General features: G+C 60.1%; 13 protein-coding genes. 7 read left to right on the forward strand and 6 right to left on the reverse strand.

Annotated features, from left to right (window positions below; all coding sequences use genetic code 11):
- Positions 1 to 27: 27 nt before the first annotated feature.
- Positions 28 to 906 (reverse strand): 50S ribosomal protein L11 methyltransferase, encoded by an 879-nt coding sequence (prmA, locus tag BMY54_RS05425; protein ID WP_093430245.1) that lies wholly within the window; start codon positions 904 to 906, stop codon positions 28 to 30.
- A gap of 192 nt (positions 907 to 1,098) precedes the next feature.
- On the opposite strand from prmA, the gene BMY54_RS05430 reads away from it, so the two are divergent.
- On the forward strand, positions 1,099 to 5,058 hold the full coding sequence (locus tag BMY54_RS05430) for a type III effector 1 (RefSeq protein ID WP_093430246.1): 3,960 nt from the start codon (positions 1,099 to 1,101) through the stop codon (positions 5,056 to 5,058).
- Between the two features lie 66 nt (positions 5,059 to 5,124).
- On the opposite strand, the gene accC is transcribed toward BMY54_RS05430, so the two are convergent.
- From accC to gcbA, 5 genes are all read right to left on the reverse strand, one after another.
- Positions 5,125 to 6,480, reverse strand: a complete 1,356-nt coding sequence (gene accC, locus BMY54_RS05435) for an acetyl-CoA carboxylase biotin carboxylase subunit (protein ID WP_093430247.1) — start codon at positions 6,478 to 6,480, stop codon at positions 5,125 to 5,127.
- 17 nt (positions 6,481 to 6,497) lie between these two features.
- Positions 6,498 to 6,962, reverse strand: a complete 465-nt coding sequence (gene accB, locus BMY54_RS05440; protein WP_093430248.1) for an acetyl-CoA carboxylase biotin carboxyl carrier protein — start codon at positions 6,960 to 6,962, stop codon at positions 6,498 to 6,500.
- A gap of 48 nt (positions 6,963 to 7,010) precedes the next feature.
- The gene (gene aroQ, locus BMY54_RS05445) at positions 7,011 to 7,463 is read right to left on the reverse strand and encodes a type II 3-dehydroquinate dehydratase (RefSeq protein ID WP_093430249.1); all 453 of its coding nucleotides are present in this window, start codon (positions 7,461 to 7,463) and stop codon (positions 7,011 to 7,013) included.
- 241 nt (positions 7,464 to 7,704) lie between these two features.
- The gene (locus BMY54_RS05450; protein ID WP_093430250.1) at positions 7,705 to 9,651 is read right to left on the reverse strand and encodes a methyl-accepting chemotaxis protein; all 1,947 of its coding nucleotides are present in this window, start codon (positions 9,649 to 9,651) and stop codon (positions 7,705 to 7,707) included.
- A 51-nt stretch (positions 9,652 to 9,702) separates the two neighbouring features.
- Positions 9,703 to 11,373: a diguanylate cyclase GcbA gene (gene gcbA, locus BMY54_RS05455; protein ID WP_093430251.1), complete on the reverse strand. Its 1,671-nt coding sequence runs from the start codon at positions 11,371 to 11,373 to the stop codon at positions 9,703 to 9,705.
- Between the two features lie 425 nt (positions 11,374 to 11,798).
- On the opposite strand from gcbA, the gene BMY54_RS05460 reads away from it, so the two are divergent.
- The 6 genes from BMY54_RS05460 to BMY54_RS05485 all read left to right on the forward strand — a co-directional run bounded on the left by BMY54_RS05460 (position 11,799) and on the right by BMY54_RS05485 (position 18,584).
- A complete protein-coding gene (locus tag BMY54_RS05460; protein WP_016984927.1) occupies positions 11,799 to 12,866 on the forward strand; it encodes a DUF2333 family protein in 1,068 nt (355 codons plus the stop codon).
- A 3-nt stretch (positions 12,867 to 12,869) separates the two neighbouring features.
- Positions 12,870 to 13,427 (forward strand): NUDIX hydrolase, encoded by a 558-nt coding sequence (locus BMY54_RS05465; protein ID WP_093430252.1) that lies wholly within the window; start codon positions 12,870 to 12,872, stop codon positions 13,425 to 13,427.
- A 284-nt stretch (positions 13,428 to 13,711) separates the two neighbouring features.
- Positions 13,712 to 14,083: a translation initiation factor Sui1 gene (locus BMY54_RS05470; RefSeq protein ID WP_007914613.1), complete on the forward strand. Its 372-nt coding sequence runs from the start codon at positions 13,712 to 13,714 to the stop codon at positions 14,081 to 14,083.
- A gap of 219 nt (positions 14,084 to 14,302) precedes the next feature.
- A complete protein-coding gene (gene speA, locus BMY54_RS05475; RefSeq protein WP_093430253.1) occupies positions 14,303 to 16,216 on the forward strand; it encodes an arginine decarboxylase in 1,914 nt (637 codons plus the stop codon).
- Between the two features lie 233 nt (positions 16,217 to 16,449).
- Positions 16,450 to 17,793, forward strand: coding sequence for a type VI secretion system Vgr family protein (locus tag BMY54_RS05480; RefSeq protein WP_093430254.1), 1,344 nt, complete (start codon positions 16,450 to 16,452; stop codon positions 17,791 to 17,793).
- Positions 17,790 to 18,584: a DUF4123 domain-containing protein gene (locus BMY54_RS05485; protein ID WP_093430255.1), complete on the forward strand. Its 795-nt coding sequence runs from the start codon at positions 17,790 to 17,792 to the stop codon at positions 18,582 to 18,584. The genes BMY54_RS05480 and BMY54_RS05485 overlap by 4 nt, the downstream gene beginning before the upstream one ends.
- Positions 18,585 to 18,593 lie beyond the last annotated feature (9 nt).

Genomic DNA, 18,593 nt, shown 5'->3' on the forward strand with positions numbered 1-18,593 from the left:
GCGATCCGGATTATGCAGGCGGACATATTAGCGCCGACGGCCGGTGATGCGCACCCAGCCATCGCGATTGGCGATCGGGTCGAGATCGAAGTCCTGTGCATAAGCGGCAGCGACTTCATCACCTTGTTCAGCAAGGATGCCCGACAGGGCCAGACGACCGCCGGATTTGACCAGGCCAGACAGTTGCGGCGCCAGCGAAACCAGCGGACCGGCAAGAATGTTGGCGACCAGCACGTCAGCTTGAACCTGCGGCAAGTCTTGCGGCAGGTACAGCGGGAACAGTTCGTCGGCAATATTGTTGCGACCGGCGTTGTCGCGCGAGGCTTCCAGTGCCTGCACGTCGATGTCGGTACCAACGGCTTCTTTCGCACCGAGCAACAGGGCGGCGATCGCCAGAATTCCCGAACCGCAACCGAAGTCGAGCACGTCACAGTCTTTCAGGTCCTGGCCGTCGAGCCATTCCAGGCACAAAGCGGTGGTCGGGTGAGTGCCGGTGCCGAACGCCAGGCCCGGATCCAGCAGCAGGTTGACCGCATCAGGTTCCGGCGCGGCGTGCCAGCTCGGCACGATCCACAGGCGCTGGCCGAAACGCATCGGCTGGAAACCGTCCATCCAGCTGCGTTCCCAGTCCTGATCTTCGATGACTTCGCTGTGGTGTTCGGGCAGCGGGCTGCCGGTCAGCAGTTCCAGATGGGCCAGTACCGGGGCTGGTTCGGTGCCGCCTTCGAACAGCGCCAGCAAGTGGGTGTGCGACCACAATGGGGTGGTGTTGAGTTCCGGTTCGAAGATCGGCTGGTCTTCGGCGTCCATGAAGGTCACCGACACGGCGCCGACTTCGAGGAATGCGTCCTCGTAGGTTTCGGCTTGTTCGGGGGTGATGGCGAGACGGACTTGCAGCCAAGGCATGGCGGGCACCTTTGAAAATCTGTGGGGCAGCCCGAAGCTGCAAAAGCGCGCAGTTTACGCCAGGTCGCCGGCAAAGTGGACACGCCTCTTGGCTGTTACACATTCGCCGGCGCGATATACATATGTATCCCCGGAGCGCGGTTGCCGGCAAATAGAGTGAAAGCTCATTTCTACGCAAGCGGGCTGGACGATATGGCGAGTGAACAAGGGATTGTAGAAGAAAAACCACCGGAAGCCGCTGCGCCCACAGGGACGGCCCAGGAGATTCTGCTGCGGATCACGCGTTGGCAGGTACTCATCGACAAGCGCCTGAGCAGTCAGCTGACCTTATTGGAGGCCATGGAAGCTTTCGCGTTGACCGAGCTGCGCAATCATTACCCGCACGGCAATATCGATCCGGGTTTTGTGCTGGCTTTGCTCGATTCGATTCTGCAGAAAATCATCGACGGCAAGCCGATGATGTACCTGGCGATTCAGGACGCTCCGTACCGCTGGCCGGGTGCTGCTGACCGGGGATTTCCACTCGGCCATCGTCAAGCGGTCATCCAGACTGTGGAGAGCGTTTCTGAGCATTTCCTTGATCAATACAAAAACTACCTGCGAACACATTGGGAAACCAAAGGGCAGGAGGCTGCGTTCGATCAGTTGGTTTTGCGCAAATTGCAGCGTTATATCGATGACATCGACGCGCTGTTCCAGACTGACCGGCTCGTGCGACTGACGCCGGATCGATTGCGCAGGCAAATCGAAAAGGTTCAGGAGCGAGGCGCTCGCCGCTATCGGTTGACCGCACTGGCAACGGGTGCGGAAAAGAAGAGGCTCGAAGCGCTGTCATACGCGCAATTGCCGCATTGGCTGCGGGTGCTGAACGAACCGGAGCGTGCCAGGCTGCGCCGTTATCAAGAACAGACGTCGCAGGCCCAGGCAGCGCTCGATGATCTGCTGGAAGGCTACGGCTCGTTGCGCGCCTATGCCCGGCAACAGGCGATTGACTATATCCAGCTCAAACTCGACATGGAGGTGGAGCCGGACCGGATCGATGTCCGCCTGAGGTGGCTTTCAGCGGTCGGCGAGCCGACGCAGAACCGCAGTTTGAGCCAGTTGCTCGCGGCGGGGCCGATCGGTACGGATTTCGCTGCCGTTCTGGAAGTCACCAGTGGTTCTTCGCGACGCAATCAGCCGCTGGAGCCGGCATTCATCGCCGACATGCTGGCCGGCCAGGATTATCCGGTCGGGTACCTGCGAACACTCGCCGGGCAGTATGAGCGCGAAGACGTACAAAAGGCCTTGATCGACTGGTTTGTCGCGCGACTCAAGCAAAGCGCGTTCGTTGCGCGTTGTGCGGGGCATCTGGCGGTGGACGATCATGATCGTCTCGAATCGATGTGGGCAGGGGAAGCCATGGGCGAATCTTTGCGCGTCGCCGCACTGGCTTTACCCAACGGCATGCAGTGTGCCGACTTTCTGGTGTTTTACCGGCAAGAGCCTGCACCAGCGGTGAGCGATCTGCTGCTGTACGCGCCAAACAAGCCAGACGGCCAGGAGTGGGTGCGCCTGCCTTCGCTGGCGGCATTGACCGGAGAGGTCTGGGGCTGGACGCAGAGCGAGTCCGGTCGCGAATATCTTTTGCAGCAGCTTTCTCCCACTGCCCATCGGCGAGCGCGGGAGTATCTTGTCGCCGTGGCTGCCGACCCTGGCCGTTGGGGTATGAGCAGTGATATTCGGCGTGCGCCCCTGCCGTTCGCTCAGTGCGTCGAAGCGGCTGTAAAAATGGGCCTGGCCAAAAACCTGCAGCAGGTCGAAGAGGACAACTTACTGCGCTGGAACTCAACGCTGACCCTGGATGCGCGTCGACGCCTCAGTAGTCTGAATCAGGAGCTGGTTGTTCATCAGCAGGTCTTCAATGAATTGCTGGGCGGTTTCGAAGTCTTTGTCGATTTTGCCAGACGCACGGTGGCCGCAGAGATCGCACCTTATATGCGCAGCAAACAGGTGCTGGAACCGGTTGATCCGGCCACCGTGTTGATCGATTACAACGCCGGCATCGCCGATCGCAGGAAACAGTCGGTAGCCAGCCTGCTCGATCTGGCGATCTACGGCTACGACGACAACGCTGGTATCGACAATCCGAAAAAGGGCGTGCGCTCATCCGTTGGCCAGGATCTGAGCGAGGTGCGCAGCGCCGATCTGGCGTTGTATCTGCGCGGGGCCTGGCTGGGTGAGAAGTACGCCAGCGAAATCCGAGGCAAATATCTCGACGCTCGCCATGCGGACTACGAGCCGCGCCGGTTTGCCTGGCTCAATGTGCTGCTGTCGACAATGGATCGTGACTTGCGGGTTGCGCGAAGTCAGGCACGGCTAAGCGACACGGTGTATACAGCGCTCGTCCGCCAGGTCTCGCTGTTGAGTCAATTGCCAACGTCAGGGGGCCATTTGCCGGGCGCCAACAGGGTCACGACTGACGGCGTATTCAGATTTACTGTGCGTGGTCATGTCGTACTCGGGGTTTATGTTTTTACTGCTTTCGATCCCGAGGCGTCTTGGTGGTTGTATACCCCGGATGCTCCTGACAGCCTTGCGGTGCGCCCGTACCATTCACTGTTTGGCGACATCGCCGGCGAGCTGCATGACTACTTGATGGCGCGCACGGCGGTTGCTGCACGCAAAACCGTTTCGCTCTCCTTGCATGCAATAGCGGTAAAAAATCAGCGCGTCGATACGCTGTACGAAGCGCAGCGAGTGAGCGACGCGCGGGTTGAGTTCAACGCTTACATCGAGCGCACGGTTACGGATGTGCACGACATCACGACCAGCCGCGCGGAAATGATCGAAAGACAGGTGGTCAAGGGACTGATGTTCGCTGCCGCGCCGTTTTGCATGGTGTTTCCGCCCTTCGCCTTGCTGCTGGACGTGGTGTTCATTGCCGTCAGTGCCGGTGATGCCGTCGCGGCGCATCTGGAGGGCGATGTCGATGGCGCGCTCGGCCATTGGCTTGAGGCGTCGTGGGGCGCGCTGTTTGCCATGGTTGGCGCCGGCAGTACGGTCAAGTTACTCGGGCGCACGGTCAGAAATCTGAAGCACACGACGCGGCCGGTCTCATTGCTCACCGAACGCTTGAGCACGGTGGCTCCGATTCGCAAGGAAGCGCTGCCGGCGGTTCGCAAGGTGCGTTTTCACGCCAGACAGGCCGTCAGCAACAAGCCGGATAATTTGCAGCAGGTCACTGAAGAAGGTGTCTTTTTTGGCACATGGCGCAGTCCGCCCAGTGCTGCACAGCCCCAGCCGAGCTATTACATCCGCAACAGAGGCAAGTACTTCCAGGTCAGGGAAAACCCGCATTTCGGGGGACTCAGCCTGATCGATGCCCGGCGCCCCGAAGCCATTTATCAGCGCCCCGTACGTCTGACCGCGAGTGGCAAATGGACGCATGACCGGGTCGGGCTGCGCGGCGGCAATGATCAGGTACGTAATCTTGGTCGAGTGAACAATCTGCGCAATGCGTTTCCCGGCCGGGTCGAGCCAGTGCTGAACCGTGGTGCGTTGCAGGGCGAGGCTGTGGTGGCGAAGTTTGTCGCCGGGTCTATGGACAATTATCTGTTTTCGCTGAATGCGCAGACCTGCGTGATTGCCTCGATGTACAACCCGGCGACAAAGGTCGGCGCAGTCATTCATTTCGATCACAACATTCGCTCGCTGATCAACCACACCGTCAAGGATGCGATGACGCGTCTGGGAGGCTCGCCCAAAGATGTTCGGGTCACGCTGGTGGGCGGTGACTGGCTGACCGGCACCGACATCGGTGGACCGGTCAGGAGTGTATTGCGTCAACAGGGGCTGAGGCCGACATGGGATTACTGGTCGTATTCTTCCTGTCTGGGTAATACCTATGCTGTTTCGTTGAATCTGAACAACGGTGTTTCGACGGTGTTCAAGACTTCCGCCAGCCAGTTTGAACGCTTGTATTCACCGGTTTTGCAGCGGGCCAGATATGCCAGCGATCCGTTGTCGAGACGCACACAGGTATTCATGGAGCGGTTTCGTCGAAAGCCATTGCACCAAGATGCCTCTGGCGCTGTAGTCGACCAGAAAGGGCAACGGGCAACCCCTGAAATGATTCAGGGGCAGGCTTTTACCTTGGTGTCGATGTACTGATGCGCTGGTTGCAGGCATAAAAAAACCCGATCCACAGGGATCGGGTTTTTCCACGCCAGGTCAGTCTTACGACTGCTTGGCCAGCTTGTGCTCGAGGTAGTGAATGTTCACGCCACCTTTGCAGAAGCCTTCGTCACGAACCAGGTCACGGTGCAGCGGGATGTTGGTCTTGATCCCGTCAACCACGATTTCGTCCAGGGCATTGCGCATGCGGGCCATGGCTTCGTCGCGGGTCGCGCCGTAAGTGATCAGCTTGCCGATCAGCGAGTCGTAGTTCGGTGGAACCGCATAACCGCTGTACAGGTGCGAATCGACGCGAACGCCGTTGCCGCCTGGTGCGTGGAAATGCTTGACCGTGCCCGGGCTCGGCATGAAGGTTTTCGGGTCTTCAGCGTTGATCCGGCATTCCAGCGAGTGGCCACGAATAACCACGTCATCCTGAGTGAACGACAGCTTGTTGCCAGCGGCGATGCTGAGCATCTCCTTGACGATGTCGATACCGGTAACCATTTCCGAAACCGGGTGCTCCACCTGAACACGGGTGTTCATTTCGATGAAGTAGAAGCGACCGTTTTCGTAGAGGAACTCGAAGGTGCCGGCGCCACGGTAACCGATGTCGATGCACGCCTTGACGCAACGAGCCAACACTTCTTCGCGAGCCTTCTCGTCGATGCCCGGTGCCGGCGCTTCTTCGAGAACCTTCTGGTGGCGGCGTTGCAGCGAGCAATCGCGGTCGCCCAGATGGATGGCGTGGCCCTGGCCGTCGGACAGAACCTGCACTTCGACGTGACGCGGATTGGTCAGGAATTTTTCCAGATAGACCATCGGGTTGCCGAACGCCGCGCCTGCTTCGGAGCGGGTCAGTTTCGCCGAGGCGATCAGGTCTTCTTCCTTGTGCACCACGCGCATGCCGCGACCACCACCGCCGCCAGCGGCTTTGATGATCACCGGGTAGCCGACTTCACGACCGATGCGCAATGCCGTTTCTTCGTCTTCCGGCAGCGGGCCGTCGGAACCTGGAACGGTTGGCACGCCTGCTTCGATCATCGCGTGCTTGGCCGAGACCTTGTCACCCATCAGGCGAATGGTGTCGGCTTTCGGGCCGATGAACGCGAAGCCGGAGTTCTCGACCTGCTCGGCAAAATCGGCGTTTTCCGCGAGGAAACCGTAGCCTGGGTGAATGGCGGTAGCGCCAGTCACTTCAGCGGCAGCGATGATGGCCGGGATGTGCAGGTAGGACTGAGCGGCAGAAGCCGGGCCGATGCAGACGGATTCGTCTGCCAGACCCAAGTGCATCAGCTCTTTGTCGGCCTTGGAGTAAACGGCGACGGTCTTGATGCCCATCTCTTTGCAGGCACGCAGAATCCGCAGGGCGATCTCACCGCGGTTAGCGATCAGAACTTTTTCCAACTTCGCAGTCATCAAAGGCTCTCCGCAGTTCAAACGATGGTGAACAGCGGTTGGTCGTACTCAACCGGCTGGCCGTCTTCGACGAGGATGGACTCGATCACACCGCTGGTTTCAGCTTCGATGTGGTTCATCATCTTCATGGCTTCGACGATGCACAGAGTGTCGCCTTTCTTCACGGTCTGGCCGACTTCAACGAAGGACGGCGAGGTTGGCGAAGATTTGCGATAGAAGGTGCCGACCATCGGCGAACGGGCAACAGTGCCGTTCAGCGCTGGTGCAGCAGCGGCAGCCGGGGCTGCGGCAGCAACCGGAGCAGCGGCGGCGGCAGGTGCGGCAGCCGGAGCGTGCATCGGAGCCGGCGCGTAGTACTGCTGAGCCGGGGTCTTGCTGTGACGGCTGATGCGTACGGACTCTTCGCCTTCCTTGATCTCGAGCTCGTCGATGCCGGACTCTTCCAGCAATTCGATCAGTTTCTTAACTTTACGGATATCCATGAATCATCAACTCCCAAGGGTCGGTCAGGGGCGTTTAACGCTTGTAGTTCAAGCCGTTGCCTGTGTTTCAAGCTGTTCTAGCGCAGCCTCCAGGGCCAGTCGGTAACCGCTGGCGCCAAGGCCGCAGATCACTCCCACCGCTACGTCGGAGAAGTAAGAGTGATGGCGGAAAGGTTCGCGTTTGTGCACGTTGGACAAATGCACTTCGATGAATGGGATGCTCACTCCCAGCAACGCGTCACGTAATGCGACACTTGTGTGCGTAAAAGCTGCTGGATTGATCAGAATGAAATCGACCCCTTCGCCACGCGCGGCGTGGATGCGGTCGATCAATTCGTACTCGGCATTGCTTTGCAGATACAGCAGATGATGGCCGGCTTCACGGGCGCGGCGCTCCAGATCCTGATTGATCTGCGCCAGGGTCGTTGAACCGTAAGTGCCGGGTTCGCGGGTGCCGAGCAGGTTCAGGTTGGGGCCGTGCAGCACCAGGAGGGTCGCCATCTGCGTAGTCCTTGTTATGAATGAGCAATCGTCAGAACCCGGCGACTATGCCGCAAAGACTTTGTGACTGTCCAGTTCTATGCAATAGCCAGCACGATGGCCGATGTTTGCGCGAAATATGTGACCAAGTGGTTTGATCCGGTCACTTGTAGTGATTGTGCTGACGCCTTCGCGAGCAGGCTCGCTCCCACAGGGGTACATATTCCAATGTGGGAGCGAGCCTGCTCGCGAAGGCGGTTCATCAGACGCGAAATGCCTGAACGGCCGTATGCAGTTGCCCGCCCAACACCAGCAAATTCTCTCCCTGTTCGCGCCCGCGGCCGATCCGCACCAGATTATCCCCACCCAACTGATGAATCCGCTCACTGTGATCGCGAATCTCGCTGACCGCGCCGCTCTGCTGCGCCGTGACGTCGGCAATGCGGATCGCCGTGTCGGAAATGGTCTGGATCGCGCCGACGATTTTATCCAGCGCACCATCCGCCGCTTGCGCCTGATTGGCCGTGGCTTCGGCGTGCTCGACCTGCGCGCGCATGCCTTCAACCGATTGACGAGCAGCGGTTTGCAGGCCGGCGATCAGGGTTTGAATCTCGGCAGTTGCGCCGGCTGTACGTTGTGCCAGCGAGCGCACTTCTTCAGCCACCACGGCAAATCCTCGACCCATTTCCCCGGCACGCGCCGCTTCGATCGCCGCGTTAAGCGCCAGCAGGTTGGTTTGATCGGCAATCGAGCGAATCACCGTCAATACGCCACCAATGGTCGCTGACTCCTCGGCCAGATGCTCGATCATTTGCGCGTTGCCCTGAACCTCACCGACCAGCGCGTGCAGGCCGGTGAGGCTTTGGCCAATCACGGTCTGGCCGTGCTCGACCGCCAATCCGGCGTGACGACTGGCATCCGCTGCCTGCTGTGCATCGCCAGCGACCTGCTGAATCGTCGCCTCCAACTCGCCGAGTGAATCGCGGATCAGCGCGGTGTCACCGGCCTGATGTTCGGCGCCGTTGTGCAAGTCGTTGCTTAGTTCGGCGAGTGTGCGACTGCTGCCTGCGACTTGTTCGGCATTGCCGCGAATTGTCCCGACCAAATCCACCAGGTAGGCACGCAAGCGATTGAGCGAGGCCTCGATGTCGTGCAGTTCACGGTTGGTTTTGCCCAAATGAATGTCGCGGCTGAAATCGCCTTCGGCCCAGTTCGACAGCGCCGGAGCGAGATTGGTCAGCGTGCGGGCCAGCCGCCGCTGCAAGGTGTCGATGAGCAACGCAATCAGCAGAATCAAGCCGATCATCACGCCTTGCATCAGCCGCACTTCGCCTTGGATCTGCCCGTGCTGCGCGCGCACGACCGGCTCAAGTCCGGCGATGGCCTGCTGCACGGCGGCGATTTTCTGGTGGGTGGCGGTGCTGAGGTCGGTGCGTTTCTGAATCTGATCCCGTGTGCGTGCGAGCTCCGCCGGATAGCGTCCGAGCAAGCTGTTGAGCTCACGTTTGAGCCCGACACCGGCGTCTTCGGCAACGGCTTTTTCGCTGCTCTCGATGCCCATCAGCGCGGCGAAATCGTCACTGCCCGATTCATTGTTGGCGACGACGCCGAGCAAGGGTAGGGCATCAATCACTTGAGCTTGCGAGCGGATATTGGTGACTTCGCGCTCAACATCGGCGGCCAGTTCACTGCGCCCGCTGCTGACCAGTTTGTCCCGCGCCAGTGACAGCTTGCCCAAGTGCTGCGAAGCGACGAGCAACGGCGTCAGATAGGCCGCATTGCCGTTGGCGTAAGTGCTGAGCTGATCGAGGCTGGCGCTCAGTTCGCGCTCTGCCTGCAACAGCAAGGCCTGCGGGTCGCCCGCCAGTTTGCCGGCAGCGAGCAGGTCGGTCTTGCTGAATTCATCAAGGCCCGACAGGCTCGGGCGCAGGGTGTCGGCCAGCGCTGGCGGCAATTCGCCGAGTTCTTTCTGCAAATTGTCGATGGCCTGACTGGCACTGCTCAGGCGCAAGGCGTCGCCGCTGGCGAGGTAATCCTCGACGTTGCGTGCCACCTCGTTCTGAAATTGTTGCGACAGGCCGAGATAGCGCTCCATCAACAGGTACGGGCGCTCAAGGGCTTTTTGCGACCACCACAGCGTCGCGCCGAGTGCGAGGCACACGGCGACCAACAGCAGGGTATTGAGATTGGTGAGCAACTTCAGGCGCATGACGGCTACCAACGGCAGAAATGGTAAGCGCCTGAATTTATTGCGGTTCTATTACAGGGTTATGACCGAATCAGTGGAATCCGATGAAAAAGTGGCACTTTGCTTTGAGTCGCGCGCGGTTTGCACGCGATTGCGTCCGGCGCCCTTGGCGCGGTACAGCGCTTCGTCGGCCTGACTGGCCATCATCAGACTGTCGCAGTCGTCGTGCATTTCCACCACGCCAGCGCTGAAGGTGCACCACAAATCCTGCGGCTGCGCCGGGTAGTGGATTTCAGCGAAGCGCTGGCGGATCTCGTCGAGCACTTTGTGCGCGGCTTCTATATCGGTGTCTGGCATGACGATGGCGAATTCTTCGCCGCCGTATCGGCCAATGAAATCGGTCTTGCGCAAACGCTGCTTGAGAAACAGCGCGAGGCTCTTGATCACCCGGTCGCCCATCGGGTGGCCGTGGCTGTCGTTGACCCGTTTGAAATGGTCGATGTCGAGCATGGCAAAGCTCAATGGCTTGTTCTCGCGGCGCGCGCGGAACGAGCAGTCTTCGAGCAATTGCAGAATGTGCGTGTGGTTATACAGACCGGTGAGGCTGTCGCGGACCATCCGTGCTTTGAGATTGCGCGCGCGGGCGGCGCGGTTGCGCACGGTGGTGATCAGGTGGCGCGGCTTGATCGGTTTGGTCAGGAAGTCATCGCCGCCCTCGCTCATGGCGTCGAGTTGCTTGTCCAGATCGTCCTCGGCCGACAGGTAAATGATCGGCACGCTGACATAGCGATCGTTGTGGCGAATCACTTTGGCCAGTTCGGTGCCAGTGCAGGCTGGCATGTACATGTCGAGGATGATCAGGTCGGGTTGGAAATCGGCCAGTTCCGCCATCGCCTGAATCGGTTCGATCAAGGTCCGCGTGACGATGCCGGCGCTGTTGAGCAGGCGCTCCGTGTGCAAGGCCTGCGCACGCGAGTCGTCGATGATCAGCACTTTATAAGGTTCGTACTGGGCGACGCAGGTGAGGACTTCTATCTTTTCCAGCAGGCTCGACGCTTCGAGGGTGCCGGTGAGGAACTCCTGGCCTCCGGCGCGCACGGCGGCGAGACGGGTTGGCGTGTCGGTTTCGTGCAGGCTGAAGAACAGCAGCGGCAGCGGTTCTTCCAAACCGACCTGGGCCTCCGCGGCGAGTTTCAGGCCGATGCCGGCGCCGCTGAAATCGACGTCCATGACGATCGCCGCGGGCAGGCGCTCGACCATCGAGGAGCGAAACGCCGACACACTGTCCAGCGCCTGCGCGCTCAGACCGAAGAATTCCAGTTGTTTGGCCAGGCGTTCGGCGCGGTCGTGATCTTGCAGCATCACATAGATCGGTTTGCGCAGCGGTGGCAGGAAAGTCTGGTCGAGTTGATCGCCATGGCGCAGGCCGGTGCGTGACAAGCGCTGCATCAAGCGATTGAGGTCGGTGATCAAGCCACTGCTCAGGCGACCGCGATTGGCGTCCACCGCTTCCAGCGATTGGCTGATATGGCGCGCAAGCTGCGTGTGTTCGGGCTGTTCGAAGCGCTCGGCAAAACGCAGCAGGCGCAGGTTGGCCTCGCTCAGTTCGGCGAGATCGACATTGGACCACTCAGTGCGTTGCAGGCGCTGCCATATCTCAAGAATCTGACGTGCCTGATGAATTACCCGCTGGGCAAAGTGGTGCTTGAGACGCTCACGGCTGGGGTCTTCTGGCTCGGTCATATCCTGACTACTAGTTAGGCTGCATGCTGAGATCGACTGGTGGCTCTATGCTAGCACCTCTTTTCCCTTACACGAGTGTCGTACGTCAATAATCTGCAGTGCGTCACCATTCAGTTTCTGACCGGGCGGTTTTGTTTTTGACCTGAGTGTCTGACAAGTCCCCGTAGGCCGGGCACTCCCTGACTAAGCTGGGTGATCAGGATGACGGCGCAGTCGTGCTTTTATCCGTGCAGTGAATGACCTTTGCGATGGTTTTCAATCCGATGGGCTGAAGCATGGGCATCGGGGATTCCCTTAGTCATCGTCGAAGCGTCATTCGCCCATACGAATTGCGGCTTATCTTTACGCGCGGGTGCCCGGCCCCGGCACGTTGTTGTATGGTTGTGGTCGAACCGTTGAACCCAAGTGATTGAAAGGATATCGCCATGCTGGACTGGAAAAACCGCGCGGGCAGCGCGCCTGAACGTGCCGCCGAACCCAAGTCGGCCACCCGCAGCTATGTTGGCGGATTACTGTTCAGCCGTGCATTGGCCACGCTGATCGGTATCTACCTGCTGGTGACCATTGGCCTTGGCTGGTACTGGAGCCAGGAGCCGGCGCTGTTTCCGGTCGCACAAAACGCGCAAGTGGCGGCCGAGAAAGAAGGCAAGCAGATGGTGATCGGCTACACCACCGTCGAAACCCTGAAGACCGTTGCCGGCACCTTGCTCAACAAGCCGGGCGGCTACATTTCCAACGACCGCTTCCCGCCGGGCCTGTGGATGGACAACACGCCAAGCTGGGAATATGGGGTGCTGGTGCAGGTGCGTGACCTGACCCGTGCCCTGCGTAAAGACTTTGCCCGTTCGCAGTCGCAGTCGGCGGAAGATGCCGATCTGGCCAAGGCCGAGCCGCGTTTCAACTTCGACAACAAGAGCTGGATCCTGCCGTCGAGTGAGTCGGAATATCAGGAGGGCATCAACTCGCTGAGTCGTTATCAGGCGCGCCTGTCCGATCCAACCCAGAAAAACGCGCTGTTCTATGCTCGCGCCGACAACCTGAACAACTGGCTGGGCGATGTCGGCACCCGTCTCGGTTCGCTGTCGCAACGCCTGTCGGCCAGCGTAGGCCGGGTCAAACTCAATACCGCGCTGAAAACCGAAGTGCCGGCGATCGGCGAAGTACCGCAGGTTGACGAAGAAGTCGTCGAGACCCCGTGGATGCAGATCGACAACGTGTTCTACGAAGCGCGCGGTCAGGCCTGGGCGCTGTCGCACCTGCTGCGCGCCATTGAAGTCGATTTCGCCGATGTGCTGGCGAAGAAGAACGCCACGGTCAGCGTGCGTCAGATCATCCGTGAACTGGAAGCCTCGCAGGAGCCGGTCTGGAGTCCTATGATTCTTAACGGCAGCGGCTTCGGCGTGCTGGCCAACCACTCGCTGGTCATGGCCAACTATATTTCCCGGGCCAACGCCGCGGTGATCGATTTGCGTCAACTGCTCAATCAGGGCTGATTCATGAGCCAGAACGCCAAAGAGGCGGCCCATCGCGCCGCCTCGGATGCCGAACAGATCGCCTGGGTCGATGAGCAGGACAACCTGCTCGGCGCGCTCGTCCGCGCCGATTTGCGCGAGCGCGGGCTGATTGGCCGTGGCACCTACATCATGTTGTTCAATTCCGCCGGTGAGCTGTGCGTGCACCGGCGCACCTTGAGCAAGGCGATTTATCCCGGCTACTGGGACGTCGCGGCGGGCGGCATGGTCCAGGCAGACGAGACCTACGCCGAGTCGGCGGCCCGTGAACTGGAAGAGGAATTGGGCGTCAGCGGCGTCGAGCTGACGGCTCATGACCATTTCTATTTTGAGGACACCGGCAATCGCCTGTGGTGTTCGGCGTTTTCTGCCGTGTGGGACGGCCCATTGAAACTGCAACCGGAAGAGGTGCTGGAAGCGCGCTTTATTCCGGTCGAGCAGGTGCTGCAGGAAATCCAGCAGAAGCCTTATTGCCCGGACTCTCTGGCCGCATTGAAGCGCTATCTGAAGGCACAGCAAAGCGACGTCGCAAAGAACACATAAATTGGCGCCGATTGGCACTTAGCAATCGGGATTTTTGCCGTTACACTGCGCGACCTTTTCAAGCTGCACCGCGAGTGCTTTTTGTAGGAGCTGCCGCAGGCTGCGATCTTTTGATTTTTTGTTTTGGCGTCGAAATCAAAAGATCGCAGCCTCGTTTCACTCGACAGCTCCTGCATTTGGCGCTTTATCGGTGCAGTAGCGCTGCCCCTGCCTGAGTGGGGCTTCGCGGTCGATGACCTTGCCCAAGGTCGCGATCAGTCTTTGTCCTCCCGAGAGGATTGCCGGTGGCCAAAAAAGCCGCATCCTTCGCCGCCCTGGGCGGCCTGGTATTTTCCACCGACGCAGGTCGTCATTGCCCGGAATGCAGTAAGCCGGTGGACGCCTGTATCTGCAAACAAACCGTGATCCCGGCTGGCGACGGCATTGCCCGCGTGCGACGCGAGAGCAAGGGCCGTGGCGGCAAAACGGTGACTACCATCACCGGCGTGCCACTGGCCGAAGACGCGCTCAAGGAGCTGGCGACAACGTTGAAGAAACGTTGCGGCACCGGCGGCGCGTTGAAAGACGGAATCATCGAAATCCAGGGCGATCATGTCGAGCTACTCTTGGCTGAGCTGATCAAGCACGGTTTCAAAGCGAAGAAGTCCGGCGGCTAGCAGCCTCTGTGAAAACCACCTGCGGCTTGATCCGGCGCTGAAACACTTCAGATCCGGCGTCGTCTCCATGGTTTTCACAGAGCCTGTTCATGACCGGTTTCTAAACTCCACGCAGTCAGTGCGGTCTACCGCCGCGCTGACAAACCGTCATTTTCATTCTTTAGAATGCGCCGGCCTGAGATCAGGCGACGCACTATGACTTCTTTATAGGGGACTTCGATGTCCGTACGACGCACACGCAAAGACGATGGCAGCCAATGGACAGTTGCGGACAGCCGCAGTGTTTACGGGATTCGCCATTGGGGGGCCGGGTATTTCGCGATCAATGACGCCGGTCGCGTCGAAGTTCGTCCGAACGGTCCGAGCAGCTCGCCTATCGACCTGTTCGAACAAGTCGACCAACTGCGCAAAAGCGGTTTGTCCTTGCCGTTGCTGGTTCGCTTCCCCGACATTCTGCAAGACCGTGTTCGCCAACTGACCGGTGCCTTCGATTCGAACATCGAGCGCCTGGAGTACCAGAGCAAATACACCGCGCTGTACCCGATCAAGGTCAACCAGCAAGAAGCGGTGATCGAGAACATCATCGCCACCCAGGACGTCTCCATCGGTCTGGAAGCCGGCTCCAAGCCTGAGCTGCTGGCCGTGCTGGCGCTGGCGCCGAAGGGCGGCACCATCGTCTGCAACGGTTACAAGGACCGCGAGTTCATCCGTCTGGCGCTGATGGGCCAGAAGCTCGGCCACAACGTCTTCATCGTCATCGAGAAAGAATCCGAAGTCGGTCTGGTGATCGAAGAAGCCGCCTCGCTCAAGGTCAAGCCACAGGTCGGCCTGCGCGTGCGTCTGTCGTCGCTGGCGTCGTCGAAGTGGGCGGACACCGGTGGCGAGAAATCCAAATTCGGTCTGTCGGCAGCACAACTGCTGTCGGTGGTCGAGCGTTTCCGCGCGGCAGGCCTGGATCAGGGCATTCGCCTGCTGCACTTCCACATGGGCTCGCAGATCGCCAACCTCGCTGATTACCAGCACGGCTTCAAGGAAGCGATCCGTTACTACGGCGAGCTGCGCAATCTCGGTCTGCCGGTCGATCACATCGACGTCGGCGGCGGTCTGGGTGTCGACTACGACGGCACGCACTCGCGTAACGCCAGCTCGATCAACTACGACATGGACGATTACGCCGGTGTCGTGGTTGGCATGCTCAAGGAATTCTGCGACGCGCAGAGCCTGCCGCATCCGCACATTTTCTCCGAAAGCGGCCGCTCGCTGACCGCGCACCACGCCATGCTGGTGGTGCAGGTAACCGACGTCGAGAAGCACAACGACGAAATCCCGCTGATCGAAAACAAGGAAAACCTGCCGGAAACCGTGCAGTGGCTGGTTGACCTGCTCGGCCCGACCGACATCGAAATGGTCACCGAAACCTACTGGCGCGCCACCCACTACATGAGCGACGTGGCTGCGCAGTACGCCGACGGCAAACTGACCCTGGCGGAAAAAGCCCTGGCCGAGCAGTGCTACTTCGCCGTGTGCCGTCGCCTGCACAACTCGCTGAAAGCCCGTCAGCGTTCGCACCGCCAAGTGCTCGACGAACTCAACGACAAGCTGGCCGACAAGTACATCTGCAACTTCTCGGTATTCCAGAGCCTGCCGGACACCTGGGCAATCGATCAGGTCCTGCCGATCATTCCGCTGCACCGTCTCGATGAAGAGCCGCTGCGTCGCGCGGTGCTGCAAGACCTGACCTGCGACTCCGACGGCAAGATCAATCAGTACGTCGACGAGCAGAGCATCGAAACCAGCCTGCCGGTACACGGTTTGAATGAAGGCGAAGACTACCTGCTGGGCGTGTTCCTGGTTGGCGCCTATCAGGAAATCCTCGGCGACATGCACAACCTGTTCGGTGACACCGACTCGGTGAACATCTACCAGAACGCCGATGGCAGCGTGTACCACGCCGGCATAGAAACCCACGACACCATCGAAGACATGCTGCGTTACGTGCACTTGTCGCCGGAAGAACTGATGACTCACTACCGCGACAAGTGCGCCAGTGCCCGCATCAGTGCCAGCGAGCGCACGCAATTTCTCGATGCCTTGCGTCTGGGCCTGACCCGCTCCTCCTACCTGTCTTCCTGAGGCCAGGTGGCGATCTTGCCGGGTTGTCTGAATTTTTCCTGAGCGTGGCGGAAAATTCGGATGATCCGGTGGGATATCTCCCAAAATCTTCGCGAAATCCATGGCATTCCCGGCCAGCAAAGTCATCCGGTCTGCTTTTCGCGTAGGTCATTTCCTAAGTTGTACTTCAGCTCTCTACTCGGCCATGGCTCTCGGCGAGAATCCCCGACCGCCCCTCCTGTAGAGATCCGCCCATGTTCGAACCAGTCAACGAGTCGTCCTTTCGTCTCGATGTAGCGGGCCTGTCCGACCCTTTCGAAGTCCTGGCCTTTACCGGTAGCGAAGCCCTCAGCGAATCCTTTGCGTTCGAGATCGATGTGTTGATCGACGATCCGCACCTGGATCTCGCCGGCCTGCTATACCGTTCGGCGTTCCTCTGTTTCGGGCCGTCGGGGGAGGGCGTGCACGGGCAATTGCAGAGCCTTGTCCAGCATGAACACGCAGAGGGTTCGAGATTGAGCCGGATCCGTCTGGGGCCGAAACTCGGTTGCCTCGCGCTGCGCTTCAGCCAGCGCATCTTCAGTGGCCGTTCGGTGCCGCAGATCATCGAACAAGTGCTCAGGGAGCACGGGATTGTTGGTGCCCAGCGCCGCTTCGATCTGTCCGGCGGCTACCCGGCCCGGACGTTCTGCACGCAGTACCGCGAGTCCGATTTGCAACTGCTCCAGCGCTTGTGTGCGCAGGCGCGGATTCACTACTACTTTGAACACGATCGCGACCGGCATTGCCTGGTGTTCGCCGATGATCCGGCGCAGTTACCCGTGGCCGGTACCGCGCAGTATCCGCGCGGGGACGACGGGCAAGATATGTCACCCGCGTTGCGGCAATGCCAATTGCAAAGTGCAATTGGGAGCAGTTTATCGGGTGTGCAACGGGCTGAAGGCCAGAGTGAACTGCCAGCGTTGCGCAGCGGTCACTGGCTGCGGTTGGCCGGTCATCCCTTCGCTGAATGCAATCGGCCGTGGTTGCTCACACGCATTGAACATCGCGCCGATCCATCCCGTGAACCTCCCTACGTGAACCGCCTGTTCGGTACGGTGCAAGTGCCGTACACATCGGCTACAGCGCCATCGCGCCTGCGCATGCACAGCCTGCAACGGGCCTGGGTGGTGGCGGTCGATGAGCCGCAGCCTGACCGGATGCGCCCGGTGGCGGTGCAATTCGACTGGCTCTACCAGGGCGAAGGGGCCGCTCCGAGTCATTGTTGGCTACCGCTTGCGCCGTCCCTGACGCAGGTGTCCATGGCGGCGCTGAGCGAGGGTGTCGAGGTGGTGGTGAGTTTCTTCGAGGGGGATCCGGATCAGCCGATGATCAGCGGCGTGCTGCAGCCGCCATCCGCCGTTGCCGACACCGATGATGACCTGCCGTTGCCTCTGCCCGACAGCCTGGTGAGTGACGGCTTGCAGCAACTGCTGACTTGCGGTGAACCGTTGCTGCTGTTGTGCCTGATCCCCGGCGGCGGCAGTTTCAACCATTGCGCTCAATCGGTGTGCAGTTGCCGACTGGTCACCGCGCTTGAACAGAGCGGCGCAACATGAATGGCGCGGCGCTTGAGCCCATGGCGCAGTGGCTGTTGCTCGATGGCCCGGATGCACCGCAGGCCTTGCTGACCCTGCACCGGGCTTTTGCCGGTGTGCAGTGTTTCAGCCTGTTCGAAGGCACTGAGTTCGAACCGGTCAGCGAGCACGGCCCGGTGTTGATCGAACTGCGTGACTGCCCGGCATTGGCCGCGTTGTGTCACAGCGACCCGAACACCTGGCGCGGGCTGTTGCTGAGCAGTGAGGTTGCGGCGCAACAACTGCTGAGTCACTTGCAGCGCATGCTCACGGTGTCGTTTGGATTGAACCACCGGGCTTTGCTCAGCTATTACAACCGGCAGACCGCGAGCTATTTTTTCGATGCCTGCGATGCCGCTGAGCTGAGCCGCTGGCTCGGGCCGATTCGTCAGCTGCGCTGGTTCGGTGGCACTTGGGCCGACCGGGCCATTGGCAGTCTGGGCTGGCAGCAGTTGCGCAACCCGGGGCTAGCCGTCGAGCCGCTGAGCATCGAAGAAAGCCTGACCCGGCGCCAGCGCGAACGCCTGCAAACCTGCTTGCTGGAGCAGCATATCTGGCGCTGGTGCCAATCGCTGGGAACCGATTACGCGACGATGGCCTCCCATGTGCATCAAGGCCTGACGCTGGGATTCAGTGACCGCACCGTGCTCGATGGCTGGTTATGGCTACGCTTGCTGCATCCGCGAGCCGTGCTGGTGCCACCGCCGGTGGGGCTGACCCAACAGCAGCGGCTTGACCATGTGCGGCGCCAGTGGCGCAGCGATCAGTCCTGAGGCGAGGTT

This window comes from Pseudomonas sp. ok266 (assembly GCF_900110195.1).
In the GTDB taxonomy this organism is placed as follows: Bacteria; Pseudomonadota; Gammaproteobacteria; order Pseudomonadales; family Pseudomonadaceae; genus Aquipseudomonas; species Aquipseudomonas neuropathica.